The sequence below is a fragment of the Pseudoxanthomonas sp. JC1303 genome, assembly GCF_058448525.1.
In genome coordinates, this window is sequence record NZ_CP185958.1 from 362,019 (window position 1) to 378,932 (window position 16,914).

The window sequence follows — 16,914 nt, forward strand, 5'->3', positions numbered from 1 at the left end:
GCGGTCACATCCTGTGACCAGACCCGTCATGGGTCGTGGACTTCCACAGGATTCCCGACCGTGCATGCCCTGACCCTTGATGACACGCTGCACCGCGACCTGCCAGCCGCCCGCCACGGCGACGCCGCCGCGTACGGACGTATCGTGTCGGCCTGCCAGAACACCGTCACCGCCATCGCCCTGGCGATCACCCGCGACGTGGCCGCCAGCGAGGACATCGCCCAGGATGCCTTCCTGCGCGCCTGGCAACAGCTGGACCGGCTGAAGAACCACGACAGCTTCCTGCCCTGGCTGCGGCAGATCACCCGCAACCTGGCGCGCGACCACCTGCGCACGCGCAGCCACGCAGCCATGACCGGTGAGCAGGCCGAGCTGGCCATCGCCATCGCCGCCGATCCGGCGCCACAGCCTGCCGAGCACCTGTTGATCACCGAGCAGGAAACCGTGGCCGCCGACATCATCGGCGCGCTGCCTGAAGACAGCCGCGAAACCCTGCTGCTGTACTACCGCGAAGGCCAGAGTTCGCGTCAGGTCGCCGCCTTGCTGGGCCTGTCCGACGCCGCCGTGCGCAAGCGCCTGTCGCGCGCCCGCGACACGGTCCGCGAGGAACTCCTGCAGCGATTTGGCCAGTTTGCCCGCGGCAGCGCGCCCTCCGCGGCGTTCACCGCCACCCTGGCCGGCATGGTCGGCATCGCCGCCAGACCAGCGGCAGCCTCAACGGTCGAAGTGGCTGCCGGAACGCTGGGCGGCGGCATGCTGGGCAAGCTGGCGCTCGGCAGTGTCGGCGCTGCCGGGCTGGGCACGGTCCTGGGCGCCCTGCTGGGCGGTGGCATCACCACCTGGCTGATGCGCAAGGTGCTGTTCCGCTTTACCGAAACGCCAGAAGAACGAAACGCCGTCTGGGCCGCCTATCGACGCTACATCGTGGTCAGCATGGTCTGGTTTGGCGCGGTATTGGTTGTGGCCGCATTCACCACCCAGGCCTGGCTCTTCGCGCTGTCAGTGCTCATGAGTCTGGGAGCCATCACCTACGAGATGCTGGTCCCGCTGCGCCAGGTCATGGCGCCGCTGATCGCCCGGGACACCGCGCGCGCGCCGCAGACCGCGGCCAGACGCCAACTCGCTTACCGACTGAGCTTCGGCGTCGGCGCCATCCTGGTCACCGACCTCGCCATGCTGGTCCTGGCGCTGCCATTTTTCCTGGCGCGCTTGTAGGCTCGGGCTGGATCGTCGAAGCACAACGCGGTCGCGAGCAGCTCGTCACATCAGTCGCCTGGGCGTGTCCTGTTCCACGATCTCCACTGGGAACCGCCATGTCCGCCATCGCACTTGACCTCGATCTGACCCTGCGCCGCGAATTGCCGGCCGCCGCGCGCGGCGACCGTGACGCCTACGGCCGCATCGTCAGCGCCTGCCAGAACACGGTCACCGCCGTGGCCTGGGCCATCACCCGTGACGTGCAGGCCAGCGAGGACATCGCGCAGGACACCTTCCTGAGCGCCTGGAAGCATCTGGGCACACTCAAGCAGCCGGACAGCTTCCTGCCCTGGATTCGCCAGTTCGCACGCAACCGGGCCCGCAACCACCTGCGCAGCACGCGCCAGCGCCCGCTCTCCGGCCCGCAGGCGGAGCTGGCGATCGAACTGGCCACCGACACCGCGCCAACGCCCGACGAGCGGCTGTTGCAGACCGAGGAGGAATCGGTCGCAGCCGAAGTCATCGCCACCCTGCCCGAGGACGCACGCGAGACCTTGATGCTGTACTACCGTGAAGGCCAAAGTTCGCAGCAGGTCGCCAACCTGCTGGGACTGACCGATGCAGCGGTACGCAAGCGCCTGTCACGTGCGCGCGAGGCCGTGCGCGGCGAACTGCTGGCGCGTTTTGGCGAATTCGCCCGCGGGACCGCACCGGCCGCCGCCTTCACCCTGGTGGTGACCAGCGCCTTGACAGTGGCCGCGCCACCGGCCGCCGCAGCCACGACGCTTGGCCTGGCGGGCAGCGCCGGGGCCAAGGGCCTGGGCAAAGTGCTGCTGGGAGGCCTGGGCGGGGTCGGGGCCGGCCTGGCTGGCGCGGGGCTTGGGATCTGGTGGGGACTGCGGCGCAATCTGCGCGGCGCCATCGATGCCCGCGAACGCGCCGAGCTCAAGCGCAGCGCCCTGATCAATGCGGCGGCCAGCGTCGTCTTCGTACTGGCGATGTGTGCCTGCGCCACGCTCCGCGTCGGCTGGGTGCCTCTCATCAGCCTGACGGCCATCTTCTTCGGCGTGATCTTCTGGCAGTCGGCCATCGTCGAGCCGCGCATCAAGGCGCGCCGGTTCGCACAGGAAGCCGCGATCGATCCGGAAGCGGCCGCGAAGCGTCGCCGGCGCGAACGCGCGATGTGCTGGCTGGGAATCACACTGGGACTGGTGTGCGGCGGGGGCGGACTGCTATTGGCGGTGCTGCGTGCCGGGCTGCCGGCGTTCTGATCTTCGCCCCGAATCGAAAAAAAACCCGCGCCGATGAAGGCGCGGGCCGGTCAGCGTGTGCGGACGATCAGCTGCCCTGCGCGGCCTCGTCCCTGGGCGGCGGCGGCATGTGCCCGTCCCCCGGGCCATGGCCGCGACGGCCAGGGCCATGCATCGGGCGCTCTGGCTTGGCCGCCTCGAATTCGGCCTTGCTCAGCATCCCGTCCTTGTTGGTATCGGCCTTGACGAAGAACGCGTCGCGCCGCTGTTTCATGCCCAGCTCGCGATCGGCCTTGTCGATGAAGCCATCCTTGTTGAGGTCCATCTGCGCGAAGTGCTCGGCAAAGCGCGGATCGGCCTTGGCCTCCTCGGCGCTGATGCGGCCGTCCTTGTTGGTGTCCAGCTTGGCCATGCGCTCGCCGTGACGCGGGCCGTGGTGATGGCGGCCATGGTGCGGTTGCGGCATCTCATCACGCGACAGCTCCCCATCCTTGTTCTTGTCCAGGGTGTCGAACTCCTTGGCCAGTCGCGGTGATGCCGCAGCTTCGGCCCGGCTGATCTGGCCATCCTGATTGGTGTCCAGCGACTTGGGAGGGGGCGGGGGTGTTGCAGCGTCCTGCGCGACAGCCAGCGCGGTGCCGCCCCCCAGTGTGGCGACGATGGCGAGGGCGATCAGGGTCTTACGGATCATGTGCATTCCTTCAGGTCCGTGGCTGCTTGCCACTGACTGGGAAAACGCCGGAGCGGCGCGGGCGTTGACCCTCCCAACAGCGCCGTTAAGACACGGGACAGTCCCGTCAACGACGCTTGCACCGCTTGCCGGCGCGCGTGGCGCATCCCTCGAACCGATGGCTGCGCCCGTGGCGGTCTCAGGCAGCAAGACTGCCAGGGCGCAGTATGCTGGGGCCATGGTTGCCCTCCCCGCCCGCCATCCAAGTTGCACAGCACCGCCCGATGCACGCGGTGGATGCGCCCGGAGGTCGGCGTGATGGGAACCAATTCCGCGAGCCCGCGTGAGGACGTGCGCTTGTTCCATACCGGCGAGCACCCCTGCGGCTACTGGCCCGAACGGGTGGCGCGCGACCTGGTGCTGGACCCGCGCGATCCCCGCCTGGCGATGTTCTATCCCACCGCGCTGTCGTGGGGTTTCCGCCGTTCCGGCGACCTGGTCTATCGCCCCCACTGCCAAGGCTGTCGCGCCTGCGTCCCGGTGCGCATCCCGATAGACCGCTTCACCCCGGATCGTAGCCAGCGCCGGTGCGCGGCCCGCAACGCGCGCGTCGAGGCCCGTGTCGTACCGGCCCAGCGCAGCGCCGAACACCTGGCCCTGTACCAGCGCTACCTGACCCATCGCCACGCCGGTGGCGGCATGGACGACCATGGAGCGGCCGAGTTCGAACAGTTCCTGGTCGGGCGCTGGTCGGACAGCCGCTTCCTGGAACTGCGCGAGGATGGGCGACTGCTGGCCGTGGCGGTCACCGACCTGGTGCCGCAGGCGCTCTCGGCGGTCTACACCTTCTTCGACCCCAACGATGCCGCGCGCAGCCTGGGCACCCTGGCCATCCTGCGCCAGCTCGAATGGGCCCGCCGCGACCAGCGCCAGTGGCTCTACCTGGGGTACTGGATCGCCGGGCACCGCAAGATGGATTACAAGCGACGGTTCACGCCGCTGGAGGCCTTCGACGGGCGTCGCTGGGACGACATCGAGGACGTGTTGGGACCGTGAGCCCGATGATGTCGTCGTCGCACCCTAGAATCGCGCCATGCCTCTTTCACGTGCCTTGCTTCTACTGATGAGCCTCGCCTGCCTGACCGCCTGTGCTCACAACGCCGCGCCGTCCAATGCGCCCACGCCGCTCCGGGTGGCGACCTACAACACCTCGCTGTATTCGGACCAGGCCGGCGGCCTGATCGCCGAATTGCAGGGCGACAGCGCGCATGCGCGCAAGGTCGCCGCGGTGCTGCAGGACGTGCGCCCGGATCTGGTCCTGCTCAACGAGTTCGACTACGACCCCGAACACCGCGCCGCAGACCTGTTCCAGCGCAAGTATCTGGAAACCCCGCAACCCGGCGGCGGACCGGCGCTGCGCTATCCCTACCGCTACCTGGCACCGGTCAACACGGGCGTGCCCAGCGGATTGGATCTGGACAACAACGGCCGCGTGGGGGGCGGCGCGCGCGACGACGGCAACGATGCCTGGGGCTACGGCCTGCACCCGGGGCAGTACGGGATGCTGGTGCTGTCGCGCTATCCCATCGACGCCGACGCGGTGCGCGCCTTTCGCCTGCTCAGATGGTCCACCGTGCCCGGCGCGACCAATCCCGTGGACCCGCGCACCGGCAAGCCCTGGTACTCGGCCACCGCCTGGCCAAAGCTGCGGCTCTCGTCCAAGTCACACTGGGATGTCCCGGTGCATGCGCCCGGCGGCGTCGTGCATTTCCTGGTCTCGCACCCGACGCCGCCCGTGTTCGACGGCCCGGAAGACCGCAACGGCCAGCGCAACGCGCAGGAAATCGGCCTGTGGCGGCACTACCTGGACAACGACGCCGCGGACGCGGGTTGGCTCTGCGACGACGCCGGCCGCTGCGGCGGACTGGAGGCGGACGCGCGGTTCGTCATCGCCGGCGACCTCAACAACGATCCGGTCGACGGCGATGGCCATCACGAGGCCATCGTCGCGCTGATGGAACATCCGCGCGTGCTGCTTCATCCCACACCAACCAGCGCCGGCGGTGCCCAGACCGCCCGCGCCTACGCGGCCAAGGGGCTGGTCCGCAAGGGCGCGCCGGAGCAGGTCACCGGCGATTTCGGGCCAAAAGCCGGCGCGATGCGCCTGGATTATGTGCTGCCATCGGTGGGTTTCTCATACCTGGGCGGCGGCGTGTTTTGGCCGCCGAAGTCCGATCCGCACTCGGCCATCGCCGATGGCAGCGACCATCACTTGGTGTGGGCGGATCTGCAGCACTGAGGACCGACCTCGCATCGCTGCGTGCATCACGCGCTCCCGGAAGGCTTCAGCGTGCGACAAATAGCCGCTCGCAGAGAAAATCCACCAAGACGCGCAGCTTTGGCGAGAGCTGACGGCTGGACGGCCACAGGATCGAAAACTGCCCCGGCGCTTCCAGGAAGCCCGGCAGCAGGGACACCAGGCTCCCATCATCGATCGCGTCGCGGGCGAGGAACTCGGGCATGTAGGCGATGCCCATGCCGCCGATAGCCGCCGCACGCAAGGCCTCCATGTTGTTGCAGGTCAGCGCGGCGGTCGCCTGCAGGCCCGCATCGCCTTCGACATCCGACAGCGACCAGGGCTGCAGCTTGCCGGTGGTAGGGAAGCGAAAGCGTAGCGCGTCGTGCGCCTGCAGTTGCGCCGGGGTCTCGGGCGTGCCGCGCAGATCCAGGTAATCGGGCGACGCGCACAGGACGAAGCGGAACGGCCCGAGCCGCCGCGACATCAGGCTCGAATCGGGCAACACGCCGCTGCGGATGACCGCATCCATGCCCGATTCGACGACATCCATGATGCGGTCGTTGAAGTCCAGGTCCAGCTCGACCTGCGGATACAGACGCCGGAACTCGGGCAGCAGCGGCAGCAGAAACCGGTAGCCGATCACCGGCAAGCCGATGCGCAGCGTGCCGCGCGGCGTGCGCTGCGCCTGGGACAGCATGGCCTGGGCATCGTGCAATTCGTCCAGGATGCGGCGGCAACGCTCCACGAACAGCTGCCCGGCTTCGGTCAGCACGATACGCCGAGTGGTGCGCTGGAACAGGCGCACCCCGAGCGAACGCTCCAGCGCGGCGATCCGCTTGCCCACCGCCGATGCCGACAGCCCGAGTGAAGCGCCGGCGGCGACGAAACTGCGCAGTTCGGCGACCTTGACGAACACGTTGATGGCGGACAACTGATCCATGCCAGGTTCAATGCGGAATATTTTTCCGCAATCTACGGAAAACCGAGAGGTTTTTCGATCGTTGCCGATGTCCTAGCGTGAAAGTCATTCTTTTCGCCGCGACGCCCATGACCCACAACACCTCCTCCGGCCCCGCTGCGCACGCCGGCCTGCTGCTGGCCGTCTGTGTCGTCGGCCTGGCCATGCCGCTGAGCTTTTCCGCCGGCGCACTCGCCGTGCCGGCCATTGCCCGCGATCTGGGTGGCAGCGCCGCGGCCCTGAACTGGGTCACCAACGCCTTCATGCTGGCCTTCGGCAGTCTGTTGCTGGTGGCCGGCGCGCTGGCCGACCGCTTTGGCCGGCGGCGCCTGTTCCTTGCCGGCACGGCGGGGTTCGCTGCCAGCTCGGTGCTGCTGTGCCTGGCACCCAGTCTGCCGTGGCTGGATCTGTTGCGCGCCTGTCGGGGCGTCGGCGCCGCCGCATCGCTGGCCAGCGGAAGCGCGGCACTGGCGCAACGCTTTGAGGGGCCGGCGCGCCTGCGTGCCTTCAGCCTGCTCGGCACGACCTTCGGCACCGGCCTTGCCATCGGGCCGCTGCTGGCCGGTAGCGTGATGGCCTGGGTTGGCTGGCGCGCGGTGTTCGCCGCCAGCGCGGTACTGGCGGGCCTGGCGTGGTGGTTGGCGCGACGCTCCATGCAGGAAAGCCGGGCGCCCTCAAGCGGCCCGCTGGACTGGTCGGGCGCGGTGGTCTTTACCGCAACCGTCTCGCTGCTGACCCTGGCCCTGATGCAGGTCCCGCTGCACGGCTGGTTCGGCGCCGACACACTGGGCTGCGCGAGCGCGAGCGCGAGCGTGGGGCTGCTGGTCGTCTTCATCGCGATCGAGCATCGCCATGCACAGCCGATGCTGGACCTTTCGCTGTTCCGCTACGCGCGCTTCGTCGGCGTGCAGGTGCTGCCGGTGGCGACCTGCTACGGCTACGTCGTCCTGCTGGTGCTGCTGCCGCTGCACCTGATCGGCATTCAAGGCCTCGACCCAGCGCCCGTGGGACTGGTCATGCTGGCCCTGTCAGCCCCGATGCTGGGCGTGCCGATGCTGGGCGCACGGCTCGCACGCGATTGGTCCGCCGGTGGCCTGTGCGGTGCGGGCCTGCTCGTGGCCGCGCTGGGTCTGGCCTGGCTGGCGATACGGATCGGTGGCCCGCCGGCTGGCCTGATCGCACCGCTGCTGATGATTGGCGCCGGCACGGGCCTGCCCTGGGGACTGATGGACGCGCTGTCGGTCAGCGTCGTGCCCACCTCGCGCGCCGGCATGGCCGCGGGCATCTTCGGCACCATGCGCGTGGCCGGCGAGGGCATCGCCCTGGCGCTGGTGGGCGCCCTGCTCGCAGGCCTGGGGCAATCGCGCCTCCTGCACCTGGGCGTGGCCGGCAGCCATCTCCCGGCGGCCGCCGCCGCGCTGGCGGCCGGCGACCTGGGCCGGGCCGCACTTCTGCTTCCCGGGATATCCCACGCGCAGCTTGTCGCCCTGCAGGTCGATGCGCTGCAGCTGCTGCTCCGGGTGCTTTGCGCCATCACCGGCGTCGCGGCGCTGGTGGTGCTTGTCATGCTGCGCAGGCCGACCGCGCCTATCGACGAGCACGCGGCCGCGTCGGCCTGAACGCCCCAGTCATATCGCGGTTTGCTCAGATCAGCGCGATCTGGATCGCCGCGGCGGCATCGCGCGCGGTGGCGCGGGCGGCGTCGATGTCGACTCCACGGGCCAGGGTCACCCCGACGCGGCGCTGGCCTTCCACGCGCGGCTTGCCGAACAGGCGCAGCGCGGTCTGAGGCGCCACCAGGGCGGCCTCGACGTTGGCGAACACCGGGGTGCCGTGTCCCTGCGCGAGCATGGCGCACGACGCCGACGGCGCCAGCACCGGGATCACCTCACCATCGGCCGCCCCCACCGGCAGGCCAAGGATGGCGCGGGCATGCAGCGCAAACTCGCTCAGGTCCTGCGAGGCGAGCGTGACCAGGCCGGTGTCGTGCGGGCGCGGCGAGACCTCCGAGAACCAGACCTCGTCCCCCTTCACGAACAGCTCCACGCCGAACAGGCCACGGCCACCGAGGTCGTCGGTAATGGCACGGGCGATCTGCTGGGCACGCGCCAGCGCGGCCGCGCTCATCGGCTGCGGCTGCCAGCTCTCGCGGTAATCACCGTCCTTCTGCCAGTGACCGACCGGCGCGCAGAAGCTGGTGCCGCCGGCATGGCGCACGGTCAGCAAGGTGATCTCGTAATCGAAGTCGATGAAGCCTTCGACGATGCAGCGCCCCGCGCCGGCGCGACCGCCGGTCTGCGCGTAGTCCCATGCCGGGCCGATGTCGGCCTCGCTGCGCAGCGTGCTCTGGCCCTTGCCCGAGGAGGACATCAGCGGCTTGACCACGCACGGCAGGCCGACGGCCTTCACCGCCGCCTCGTATTCCTCACGACTGTCGACAAAGCGGTACGGAGACGTCGGCAGGCCCAATGTTTCAGCAGCCAGGCGACGGATGCCTTCGCGGTCCATGGTCAGGCGCGCGGCGCGAGCGGTCGGGATGACCTGCAGGCCATCGGCTTCCAGCTCGACCAGGGTCTGGGTGTGGATGGCCTCGATTTCGGGCACCACCAAGTGCGGCCGCTCGGCGGCGATCAGCGCACGCAGCGCGGACGGATCGAGCATGTCCAGCACATGGCTGCGATGGGCCACCTGCATGGCCGGCGCATCGGCGTAGCGATCCGCGGCGATGACCTCCACCCCGAAACGCTGCAGCTCGATGGCCACCTCCTTGCCCAGTTCGCCCGAACCCAGCAGCAGGACACGGGTGGCGGAGGAAGACAGCGGGGTGCCGAGGGTGGTCATAGCGGAGGCCAGCGGGCGAAGGGGGCGCCAATTCTAGCGAGGTCGGCCAGGCGACCACCCGACGAGCGGCGCTTGCACTTGATATCAAACTGATATCAAATAATCTCATCCACTCAAGGACGTCCACCATGAAAGAAAAGTCGCTTGGTTCCGCTGCCGGCATCCCGGTGCTGCTGGCGGTCATCGTCGTGCTGCTGCTGGCGGGCTGGGGCATCGTTGGCACGGTGGTGCATCACTTCACGCCGCTGATGCTGATCCCCAGCGTCGCGGGGATCGCGCTCGGCATCTTTGTCCTGTCCGGCGTCTACATGGTCGAGCCCAACCAGGCGGCGGTGCTGAGCCTGTTCGGCAAGTACGTGGGGACGGTCAAGGACAACGGCCTGCGCTGGAACAACCCCTTCTACGCCAAGCGCAAGGTCAGCCAGCGCGTGCGCAACTTCGAGAGCGGCCGGCTCAAGGTCAACGAACTGGACGGCAGCCCGATCGAGATCGCCGCAGTGATCGTGTGGCAGGTGGTCGATGCCTCCGAGGCGGTCTACAACGTCGACGACTATGAGAGCTTCGTGCACATCCAGTCCGAGGCCGCTCTGCGCGCCATGGCCACCAGCTATCCCTATGACCAGCACCAGGATGACCAGATCTCCCTGCGCAGCCATCCGGCGGAAATCAGCGAGCAGCTCAAGCGCCACCTGGACGAGCGCCTGACCCAGGCTGGCGTGGACGTGATCGAAGCGCGCATCAGCCATCTGGCGTATGCGCCCGAGATCGCCGGGGCCATGCTCCAGCGCCAGCAGGCCAACGCGGTGATCGCCGCGCGCACGCGGATTGTCTCCGGCGCGGTCGGCATGGTCGAAATGGCGCTGACCGAACTGGAGAAGACCGGCACGGTCCAGCTTGACGAGGAGCGCCGCGCCGCCATGGTCAGCAACCTGCTGGTGGTGCTGTGCAGCGACCGCGCGACCCAGCCGGTCATCAACGCCGGCACCTTGTACTAGTCGCGCATCCATTCGCGCATGGCCCGCCCCCCGCTGGGTGGGCCGTTCAAGGAATCAAGCGCACACCGACGCTCCAAGCCGTACCACGTTGTACAGGCCCCACCCCAACAAGCAATCCTCCGACCGCATGGCAGACAAGAAGGCCTACCCGCTGCGCATCAGCGCCGAGGTGCTCGCCGCCGCCCAGAAATGGGCCGACGACGATCTGCGCTCGCTCAACGCGCAGATCGAGTACGTGCTGCGCGATGCCTTGCGCAAGGCCGGTCGCCTGCCACGGCCAACGCCCACGCCCGATGCAGAGGACGACGCATGAGCACCGCAAACCGCTGGAGTTACCACACGGTCGAGATCAAGCCCAGCCTGATGGGCGGGTTGAAGACCGAGCTGATCCAGGAAGAACTCACCCGCCAGGGCAACCTGGGCTGGGAACTGGTCAACGTGATCGTGCCGGCGCCGATGACGCCGGTGGTGCTCGTGTTCAAGCGCCCGCAATGAACCGTATGCCCACACCACCGCCCCCCGCGGGCGCGCTGCGGCTGACGCCACCCTCCAGCCGCGCGCATCTGTGGCTGTTCGTCAGCACCCTGTGCGTGCCCGTGCTGTGTGCGGCCGTCTCCACGGCACTGTCCCCTCCGCAGGCACGCGTGCTGCCGCAGGGCATCGCCCTGTCCACGTCGATGCTGGCCCTGGCAGTGCCTGCCGCCGTGTTGCTGGTGGGTCTGGTGCTGTGGGGCCTCCTGGCGGCCGCGCTGCGGCGGCAATCACTGTCCGTCGAGGAGCGCTGCCTCACCGTGCGCAGCACGTTCTTCCGGACCCGGGTCGATCTAGACGCGCTGCTGCTGGACCAGGCGCGCGTGGTCGACCTGGACGAACGCCGTGAGTGGCGCCCCTGGCTCAAGGTCCGCGGATTCTCCCTGCCCGGGCTGCGCAGCGGGTGGTACCGACTGCGCGACCGGCGCAAGGCCTTCGTCGCGATCGCCGGCAGCCACCGCGTGCTGGCGCTGCCGACCACGGCGGGACATGCACTGCTGCTCGACGTCCCCGACCCCGCGCGACTGCTGCAGCGGCTGCGCGCGCTGGCGGGCCCCGCACGCCCCGGCTAGAGTGCGCCGATGCCCGCACGCCCCCGCCCGTCCGTCGCCTCCACCCTGCTCAACACTGACCAGATCGAGCTATGGCCCGCCACGCTCCTGCGCGCCCGGAGCAACGGCGACGCCCGGGTAATCGCACGCGCCAGCCGCATCCTGCGGCGCAAGACCGATGGCCGCTATCTGGCCGCCGTGGTGCCTGAGGGCCTGGTCGGCCTGCTGCCGGGCTGGAGCCGCAGCGAGGGCCTGGAGCAGGCGCTGGATCGGCTCGAGGCGGCCGAGCAGACACGCCGCCCGCCCGCCCCGGATACCGAGGGCACCCTGCCGCTGCACGGCCTGCGCCAGCGCCTGGAAACCCTGGAACTGGACGCCGATGCCTATGCGCGCCGCACCGGCCTGGCGCTGGTCGGCGAGCCGGCGACCCTCGCCCTGGCCGGCTTGGACCGGTACCGCAGGCCGCTGTGGATGACCGCCGCCGCCGGCCAGGCATGGCGCGCCCTGCAGGCCGCTGCCGCGACCGAAGGCGTGCGCCTGGAGGCGATCTCCGGCTATCGCAGCCACGCCTATCAATTGGGGATTTTCGAGCGCAAGCGCGCGCGCGGGCAGAGCGTGGCGCAGATCCTCACCGTCAATGCCGCGCCCGGCTATAGCGAACACCACGGCGGCGATGCGCTGGACATCGGTACGCCGGGGCAGCCGCCGGCGGAGGAAAGCTTCGAGCACACCGAAGCCTTCGGCTGGCTGACCGCGCACGCCGGGCGCTTCGGCTTCCACATGAGCTATCCGCGCGACAACCCGCACGGCATCGTCTACGAGCCCTGGCACTGGCGGTATCAGCGCTGAAGCCGCGCGGCCTTCAGTCCTGCGAGCGGTTCGTCGGTGCGGCGGCCTTGCTGTCGAAGTCCGCGATCCGCCAGAGATAGAGACTGGCGTAGGTGCGATACGGTCCCCAGCGTTCACCGCGGGCGGCAAGCGCCTTCGGCGTGGGCATCAACCCCGCCTTGTCGACCAGCTGCGCACCCTTGCGGATGCCGAGGTCATCGATGGGCAGGATGTCCGGCCGGCCAAGCCGGAACATCAGCATCATCTCCACCGTCCAGCGTCCGATGCCACGGATCGGCACCAGCGCCTCGACGATCTGGTCGTGGTGCATGTGCTGCATCTGCCGCAGCGTGGGAATCTCGCCACGTTGCTCGCGCGCGGCCAGGTCACGCAGCGCCAGGGTCTTGTTGCCCGAGACGCCACAGGCGCGCAGCCCGGGATCATCCACCCGCCCCAGCGTATCGAAGTGCAGCCGGCGACTGCCGATCGCCTGCTCGACCCGCCCGACGATCGCGGAAGCCGCCTTGCCGGAAAGCTGCTGGAACAGGATCGCGCGGGCCAGGGCATCGACCGGATCGAAGGTCATGCGCCAACGCGGCTCGGCCTCGAGCATGCCGATGCGCTTCATCCACGCGCCAAGCCTGCGGTCGCGCCGAGTCAGGTGATCCCAGGCGGCCTGTGTGTCGAACCCGCGTGCATACCGTGGCATCGGGCCTCTCCCCCTAACGCCGCAGTGTGTCGATGGCCCAGAGCAGCCAGGCCAGGATCATAGCCATGCCACCGGCCGGGGCCAGCGTGGTCGGCGTCCCGGCCAACACGTTCAGCGCCAGGCTCCCGGAGAACGCCAGCGTGCCGACCAGCAGCAGCCGCAGCGCCCAGCGTCCCAGCGCGCGCGCGGCCCGCGGCGCCAGCGCGGCCAGTGCGACGCCGTTGCCGAAGGCGTACAGGCAGGCGGTGTTGAGAAAGGATTGGGCCTTGGCATCGGCCACGCCGTGGGCGGCGTAGGCCGCAAGCCCGATGGACAGCGCGCACAGCAGCGCGCCAAAGGCGGCCGAGGGCGTCGGGACGGAACGTGAGCGAACCAATGACATGCAGGTCCCCTTGTCGGTCAGGCACCCGGCCCTTCGGCATCGTGCCCTGAAATGAAAACGCCGCGCCCTGTCGGGGGCGCGGCGTCGTCGACATCCTTGCAGCAGCGCGGTGCCGTCAGGCCCGCGCCACCCGCGCGATCAGTACTTGATCGCCCAGTAGATGTTGTAGGTGGAGCTTTCGTCGGTGAACGACTTGTCCACGCCGCTGTTCCAGGTCTCGTAAGGACGGTCGGTCATGGCATGGCCGTTGGTCATCGCCCAGGCGCGCAGGCCGTTGCGGGCGGCTTCCAGCTCGGACATGTAGCCGGTGTACTTGGCCGTGGCGGCCTGGTGCGGCTGGGTATGGACATAGTTGACCGGGGTGCCGGCGACCTTCACTTCCAGCTCAGGCGCATCGGTGGTCGGTGCTTCCGGCGTTTCGGCCGCAGCGGTCTCCTCAGCCTTGTCGGCGTCGTCCTGCTTGGCATCGTCCTTCTTGGCATCGTCGGACTTCTCGCCCTTCGGGCCGGTGCCCTTCTTGCGGACCGGCTGGACCACATCGAACGTATAAGTCTGCGAGGCCAGTTCGGTGCTGACGATGCGCAGCGGACCGGCGGTCTCCAGATCGTTGGATTCCATCACGCGCTTGATCCACTCCTGGTCGGAGTTGATCGCCTTCTTGATGGCGTCGTTGTTGCGATCAATGCTGCCCGCGCTGACGACCAGCAGGTTCTCGGCCGGCACATCGGCGATCTTCATGTCGGTCAGCTTGCTGCCATCGACGCGGTAGTCGAAGTTCGGGATCGTGGCCAGATTGGTCGACAGCTTGCGCAGGCCGGCATCGAGCGAATCACCGACCTGGCTCTTCAGGTACATGCCCAGGAAGCGGCCGTAGAGGTTCCAGCCGTAGTCCACGTCATAGGACTGGGTGATGCGCACATTGCGGTTGTTGCGGCCGGTCGGCTTGAGGTCGATCTCGCTGACCTTGTTGGTGCCTGGCGCGTTGTCGCTGATGGCGTAGGTCACCTTGCCGGTGTCGCCGCTGCCCGCAGGCATCTTGCTGTCGGTGATTTCCCAGCTGCCCTGCTTCCAGGCGGTCACGTGGTCGGAGCTGAAGCTCACCTTGGCGCCCTTGCCCACGTTGCCTTCGGCACCGCCGGAATAGTTCAGGACCGCCGGATCGCCCGGCAGCATGAGGCTCCAATCCTTGAGGCGACGCACGTTGTTCACCGTGTCGTACACGATGGTCATCTTGCGGTTGCTCTCCACGCTTCCCTCGAGATGCCGATGCGACGGCAAGACCACGCCGATGACCAGGAACAGCACCAATACCAGTGCCAGGGCAATCAGGAACTCGAGCAAACGGGTCATTCAGCGGTCTCCGGGGGCCGGTGAGAGGCCTTAAGGTGGTGGGCGAGCAAGTTCCCAATCGTAGCAGGCTTGATGAGCGCTGCGCAGCCTGAACAATCGCCCTGAGCCACTGATTCTGCTGCGAAAACGAAGTCTTAACAGACCAATGCCGGACCGGCTGCCCTTGGTGTGCTGCCGTGGTGCCGCGGAGGCCGGACCAAGCACCATGGCAGGCATCGCCGCGACACGCTCCGGCGCAACACGTCAGCCAGGCAACCGCGGATCTCCAGAGCCGGCACCCTCGCCTTGCCAGAATTCAGGCCACGCCCAAGCCCTGGCACGTCCAATCCGCCCCTGCCCCGTGCCCCGCCCCGTCGAACAGATCCTTGGCGATGCTTCAGACCAACTGCAGTTCGAAGGCCTTGAGGACCGCGCGGGTGCGGTCACGCACGCCCAACTTGGAGAGGATGTTGGACACGTGGTTCTTGATGGTGCCCTCGGCCACGCCCAGCGAATTGGCGATCTCCTTGTTGGAGAAGCCCGAGGCCATCAGGCGCAGGATCTCGGTCTCCCGATCGGTCAGCGGATCGGGGCGATCCAGGCTGACGAACTCGTTGCGCATGTGCTCCAGGCCCGAGAGCAGGCGCTGGGTCACCGCCGGCTGGACCAGCGAGCCCCCTTCGGCCACGGTACGGATGGCCCCGACCAGCTGCTCCAGGGAAACATCCTTGAGCAGATAGCCTTTGGCACCGGCCTTGAGCCCGGCAAGGACCAGCTGGTCGTCGTCGAAGGTGGTCAGGATGATCGACGGCGGCAGCTGGCCGGCGCGGGCCAGGGCCTGCAGCGCCTCCAGTCCGGACATCGCCGGCATGCGCATGTCCATCAGGACCACGTCGGGCTTGAGTTGGGGAATCAGCGCGACGGCCTGCTGGCCGTCGGCGGCCTCGCCGACCACTTCGATACCGTCATCCAGGGCCAGCAGCGAACGGATGCCCTGACGGACCAGGTTCTGGTCGTCGACCAGGCAGACACGGATCATGGAATGTCTCCAGTGGAAGTAAGCACGGCGGCAGAGGTCACCGGGCCGGCAAGCAGCGGATCATCGCTGCCGGCCGACAGACGCAGCGACAGGCGAAAGCCCTGCCCATCGGAAGTATCGACCTGCATCTGACCGCCATACTGGCGCAGGCGCTCGCGCATGCCCCGCAAGCCATTGCCGGCGTTGAACTCGCTGGCGCCGCGGCCATCGTCGCGCGCGTTCATCAGCAGATCCAGGCCTTCACGCTGGCAGCTGATCCACAGGTTGCGCGCACCGGCGTGGCGTACCGCGTTGGTGATGATCTCCTGGGCACAGCGCAGCAGCACATGGGCGCGCTCGGGGTCTTCCAGGGTCAGTGGTTCGTGCAGGTCCAGGTGGATCTGCAGGGAAGGCACGTGCTCGGCCAGCGGCCGCAGCGCGGCGGCCAGGTCGATCGCGCCGGACTCGCGCAGCTGGCTGACCGCCTCTCGCACATCGGTCAGCAGCAGCCGGGCCAGCGTATGGGCCTGGCGCACGTGCTCCTGGGCGCGTCCCTGGGTGACATGGCCGGCCACCTCCAGGTTCAGGCTCAGGGCCGTCAGGTGATGGCCCAGCAGGTCGTGCAGCTCGCGCGAGATGCGGGTGCGCTCATTGACCCGGGCGCTCTCGGTCAGCAGGGCGCGGGTAGACCGCAGTTCGGCGTTCAGCCGGCGCTGCTCCTCGCGCGCCTGCGCCTGCTGCCGCGCCACGTAGGCGGTGACCAGCACGAAGGCCGCAAAGCCCACATAGAAGGAAGACTGGAACACCGATTCCCACAGGTTGAAGTCGTCGCGGGCCATGAACGAGGGCACCAGCGGCACGTGGGCGAACATCAACCACAGCACCGCCCAGCGCAACTCCAGCATCCAGGGCAGCACCCCAGCCACCACCACCAGCAGCAGCGCGCCCAGACCGGTCTGGGTGTAGAAGCCGACGGCCACGCTGGAGGAGATCATCACCAGCAGGACCACCACGTTCACCAGACTGGGATGCTGAGGCGGTCGCTCGTGCAGGGCGCGGGTGGCCAGCCAGTAGCACAGGCCGAAGGCCAGGTAGGCCAGCAGCGACATCGGCACGTTCAGCCCCGCGCCCTCGGCCCCGCGCGAAGGCGGCAGGAACCAGACGTTCAGGACGATGGGAATCCCCACCAGCGCCCAGGTGTAAAGCCCGGCGGCGCGCAGCAGACGGGTATGGGGGATTCGCTCGAGCATGTCGGCATCTTACGGCGCCGCGGTGCCGCGCAACCCGGCCTGAAGTCATGCCCGTTTCCCGCGCCAAGCGGGCCACCACGCCCCGCAGGCGCGGCCGCCCATGCGA

18 protein-coding genes are annotated in these 16,914 nt (G+C 68.6%); 10 read left to right on the forward strand and 8 right to left on the reverse strand.

The genetic code is table 11. The features are described from left to right. Window positions 1-60: 60 nt before the first annotated feature. Both ACORQU_RS01680 and ACORQU_RS01685 read left to right on the forward strand, forming a co-directional pair. On the forward strand, window positions 61-1,215 hold the full coding sequence (locus tag ACORQU_RS01680; protein ID WP_491642979.1) for an RNA polymerase sigma factor: 1,155 nt from the start codon (window positions 61-63) through the stop codon (window positions 1,213-1,215). A gap of 98 nt (window positions 1,216-1,313) precedes the next feature. After that, window positions 1,314-2,468: an RNA polymerase sigma factor gene (locus ACORQU_RS01685; protein WP_491642980.1), complete on the forward strand. Its 1,155-nt coding sequence runs from the start codon at window positions 1,314-1,316 to the stop codon at window positions 2,466-2,468. 67 nt (window positions 2,469-2,535) lie between these two features. On the opposite strand, the gene ACORQU_RS01690 is transcribed toward ACORQU_RS01685, so the two are convergent. Continuing rightward, window positions 2,536-3,138: an EF-hand domain-containing protein gene (locus tag ACORQU_RS01690; protein WP_491642982.1), complete on the reverse strand. Its 603-nt coding sequence runs from the start codon at window positions 3,136-3,138 to the stop codon at window positions 2,536-2,538. 297 nt (window positions 3,139-3,435) lie between these two features. On the opposite strand from ACORQU_RS01690, the gene ACORQU_RS01695 reads away from it, so the two are divergent. Beyond that, window positions 3,436-4,173, forward strand: coding sequence for an arginyltransferase (locus tag ACORQU_RS01695; RefSeq protein WP_271645099.1), 738 nt, complete (start codon window positions 3,436-3,438; stop codon window positions 4,171-4,173). 37 nt (window positions 4,174-4,210) lie between these two features. Beyond that, the gene (locus ACORQU_RS01700; protein ID WP_491642983.1) at window positions 4,211-5,416 is read left to right on the forward strand and encodes an endonuclease/exonuclease/phosphatase family protein; all 1,206 of its coding nucleotides are present in this window, start codon (window positions 4,211-4,213) and stop codon (window positions 5,414-5,416) included. A gap of 46 nt (window positions 5,417-5,462) precedes the next feature. On the opposite strand, the gene ACORQU_RS01705 is transcribed toward ACORQU_RS01700, so the two are convergent. Next, window positions 5,463-6,356, reverse strand: a complete 894-nt coding sequence (locus ACORQU_RS01705) for a LysR family transcriptional regulator (RefSeq protein ID WP_491642985.1) — start codon at window positions 6,354-6,356, stop codon at window positions 5,463-5,465. Between the two features lie 77 nt (window positions 6,357-6,433). Between ACORQU_RS01705 and ACORQU_RS01710 the strand changes: the two genes are divergently transcribed. Then, window positions 6,434-7,993, forward strand: coding sequence for an MFS transporter (locus tag ACORQU_RS01710; RefSeq protein WP_491642987.1), 1,560 nt, complete (start codon window positions 6,434-6,436; stop codon window positions 7,991-7,993). Between the two features lie 25 nt (window positions 7,994-8,018). Here ACORQU_RS01710 and purT read toward each other — a convergent pair whose 3' ends face one another. Next, entirely contained in the window at window positions 8,019-9,215 is a 1,197-nt protein-coding gene (purT, locus tag ACORQU_RS01715) for a formate-dependent phosphoribosylglycinamide formyltransferase (RefSeq protein WP_491642988.1), read from the reverse strand. Between the two features lie 128 nt (window positions 9,216-9,343). On the opposite strand from purT, the gene ACORQU_RS01720 reads away from it, so the two are divergent. From ACORQU_RS01720 to ACORQU_RS01740, 5 genes are all read left to right on the forward strand, one after another. Continuing rightward, window positions 9,344-10,210 carry an SPFH domain-containing protein gene (locus ACORQU_RS01720; protein ID WP_271645094.1) on the forward strand — a complete coding sequence of 289 codons (867 nt, stop codon included), beginning with the start codon at window positions 9,344-9,346 and terminating at the stop codon, window positions 10,208-10,210. Between the two features lie 127 nt (window positions 10,211-10,337). Beyond that, entirely contained in the window at window positions 10,338-10,523 is a 186-nt protein-coding gene (locus ACORQU_RS01725; RefSeq protein WP_271645093.1) for a type II toxin-antitoxin system antitoxin, read from the forward strand. Next, a complete protein-coding gene (locus ACORQU_RS01730; RefSeq protein WP_491642990.1) occupies window positions 10,520-10,705 on the forward strand; it encodes a DUF4177 domain-containing protein in 186 nt (61 codons plus the stop codon). Before ACORQU_RS01725 ends, ACORQU_RS01730 begins: the two co-directional genes overlap by 4 nt. Continuing rightward, window positions 10,702-11,313 carry a hypothetical protein gene (locus ACORQU_RS01735; RefSeq protein ID WP_491642992.1) on the forward strand — a complete coding sequence of 204 codons (612 nt, stop codon included), beginning with the start codon at window positions 10,702-10,704 and terminating at the stop codon, window positions 11,311-11,313. Before ACORQU_RS01730 ends, ACORQU_RS01735 begins: the two co-directional genes overlap by 4 nt. Window positions 11,314-11,322: 9 nt before the next feature. Further along, window positions 11,323-12,141: a M15 family metallopeptidase gene (locus ACORQU_RS01740; RefSeq protein ID WP_491642994.1), complete on the forward strand. Its 819-nt coding sequence runs from the start codon at window positions 11,323-11,325 to the stop codon at window positions 12,139-12,141. Between the two features lie 13 nt (window positions 12,142-12,154). Here the strand turns inward: ACORQU_RS01740 and ACORQU_RS01745 are convergent, their stop codons facing one another. The 5 genes from ACORQU_RS01745 to ACORQU_RS01765 all read right to left on the reverse strand — a co-directional run bounded on the left by ACORQU_RS01745 (window position 12,155) and on the right by ACORQU_RS01765 (window position 16,808). Further along, the gene (locus ACORQU_RS01745; RefSeq protein ID WP_491642996.1) at window positions 12,155-12,829 is read right to left on the reverse strand and encodes a DNA-3-methyladenine glycosylase family protein; all 675 of its coding nucleotides are present in this window, start codon (window positions 12,827-12,829) and stop codon (window positions 12,155-12,157) included. Window positions 12,830-12,842: 13 nt separating this feature from the next. Beyond that, window positions 12,843-13,211 carry a DUF423 domain-containing protein gene (locus tag ACORQU_RS01750; RefSeq protein WP_491642998.1) on the reverse strand — a complete coding sequence of 123 codons (369 nt, stop codon included), beginning with the start codon at window positions 13,209-13,211 and terminating at the stop codon, window positions 12,843-12,845. 138 nt (window positions 13,212-13,349) lie between these two features. Beyond that, window positions 13,350-14,561 (reverse strand): polyketide cyclase, encoded by a 1,212-nt coding sequence (locus ACORQU_RS01755; RefSeq protein ID WP_271645087.1) that lies wholly within the window; start codon window positions 14,559-14,561, stop codon window positions 13,350-13,352. A 376-nt stretch (window positions 14,562-14,937) separates the two neighbouring features. Beyond that, complete coding sequence (locus ACORQU_RS01760) at window positions 14,938-15,579, reverse strand: response regulator (protein ID WP_491643000.1); 642 nt, start codon at window positions 15,577-15,579, stop codon at window positions 14,938-14,940. After that, window positions 15,576-16,808, reverse strand: a complete 1,233-nt coding sequence (locus ACORQU_RS01765; protein WP_271645085.1) for a sensor histidine kinase — start codon at window positions 16,806-16,808, stop codon at window positions 15,576-15,578. The genes ACORQU_RS01760 and ACORQU_RS01765 overlap by 4 nt, the downstream gene beginning before the upstream one ends. Between the last annotated feature and the right edge of the window lie 106 nt (window positions 16,809-16,914).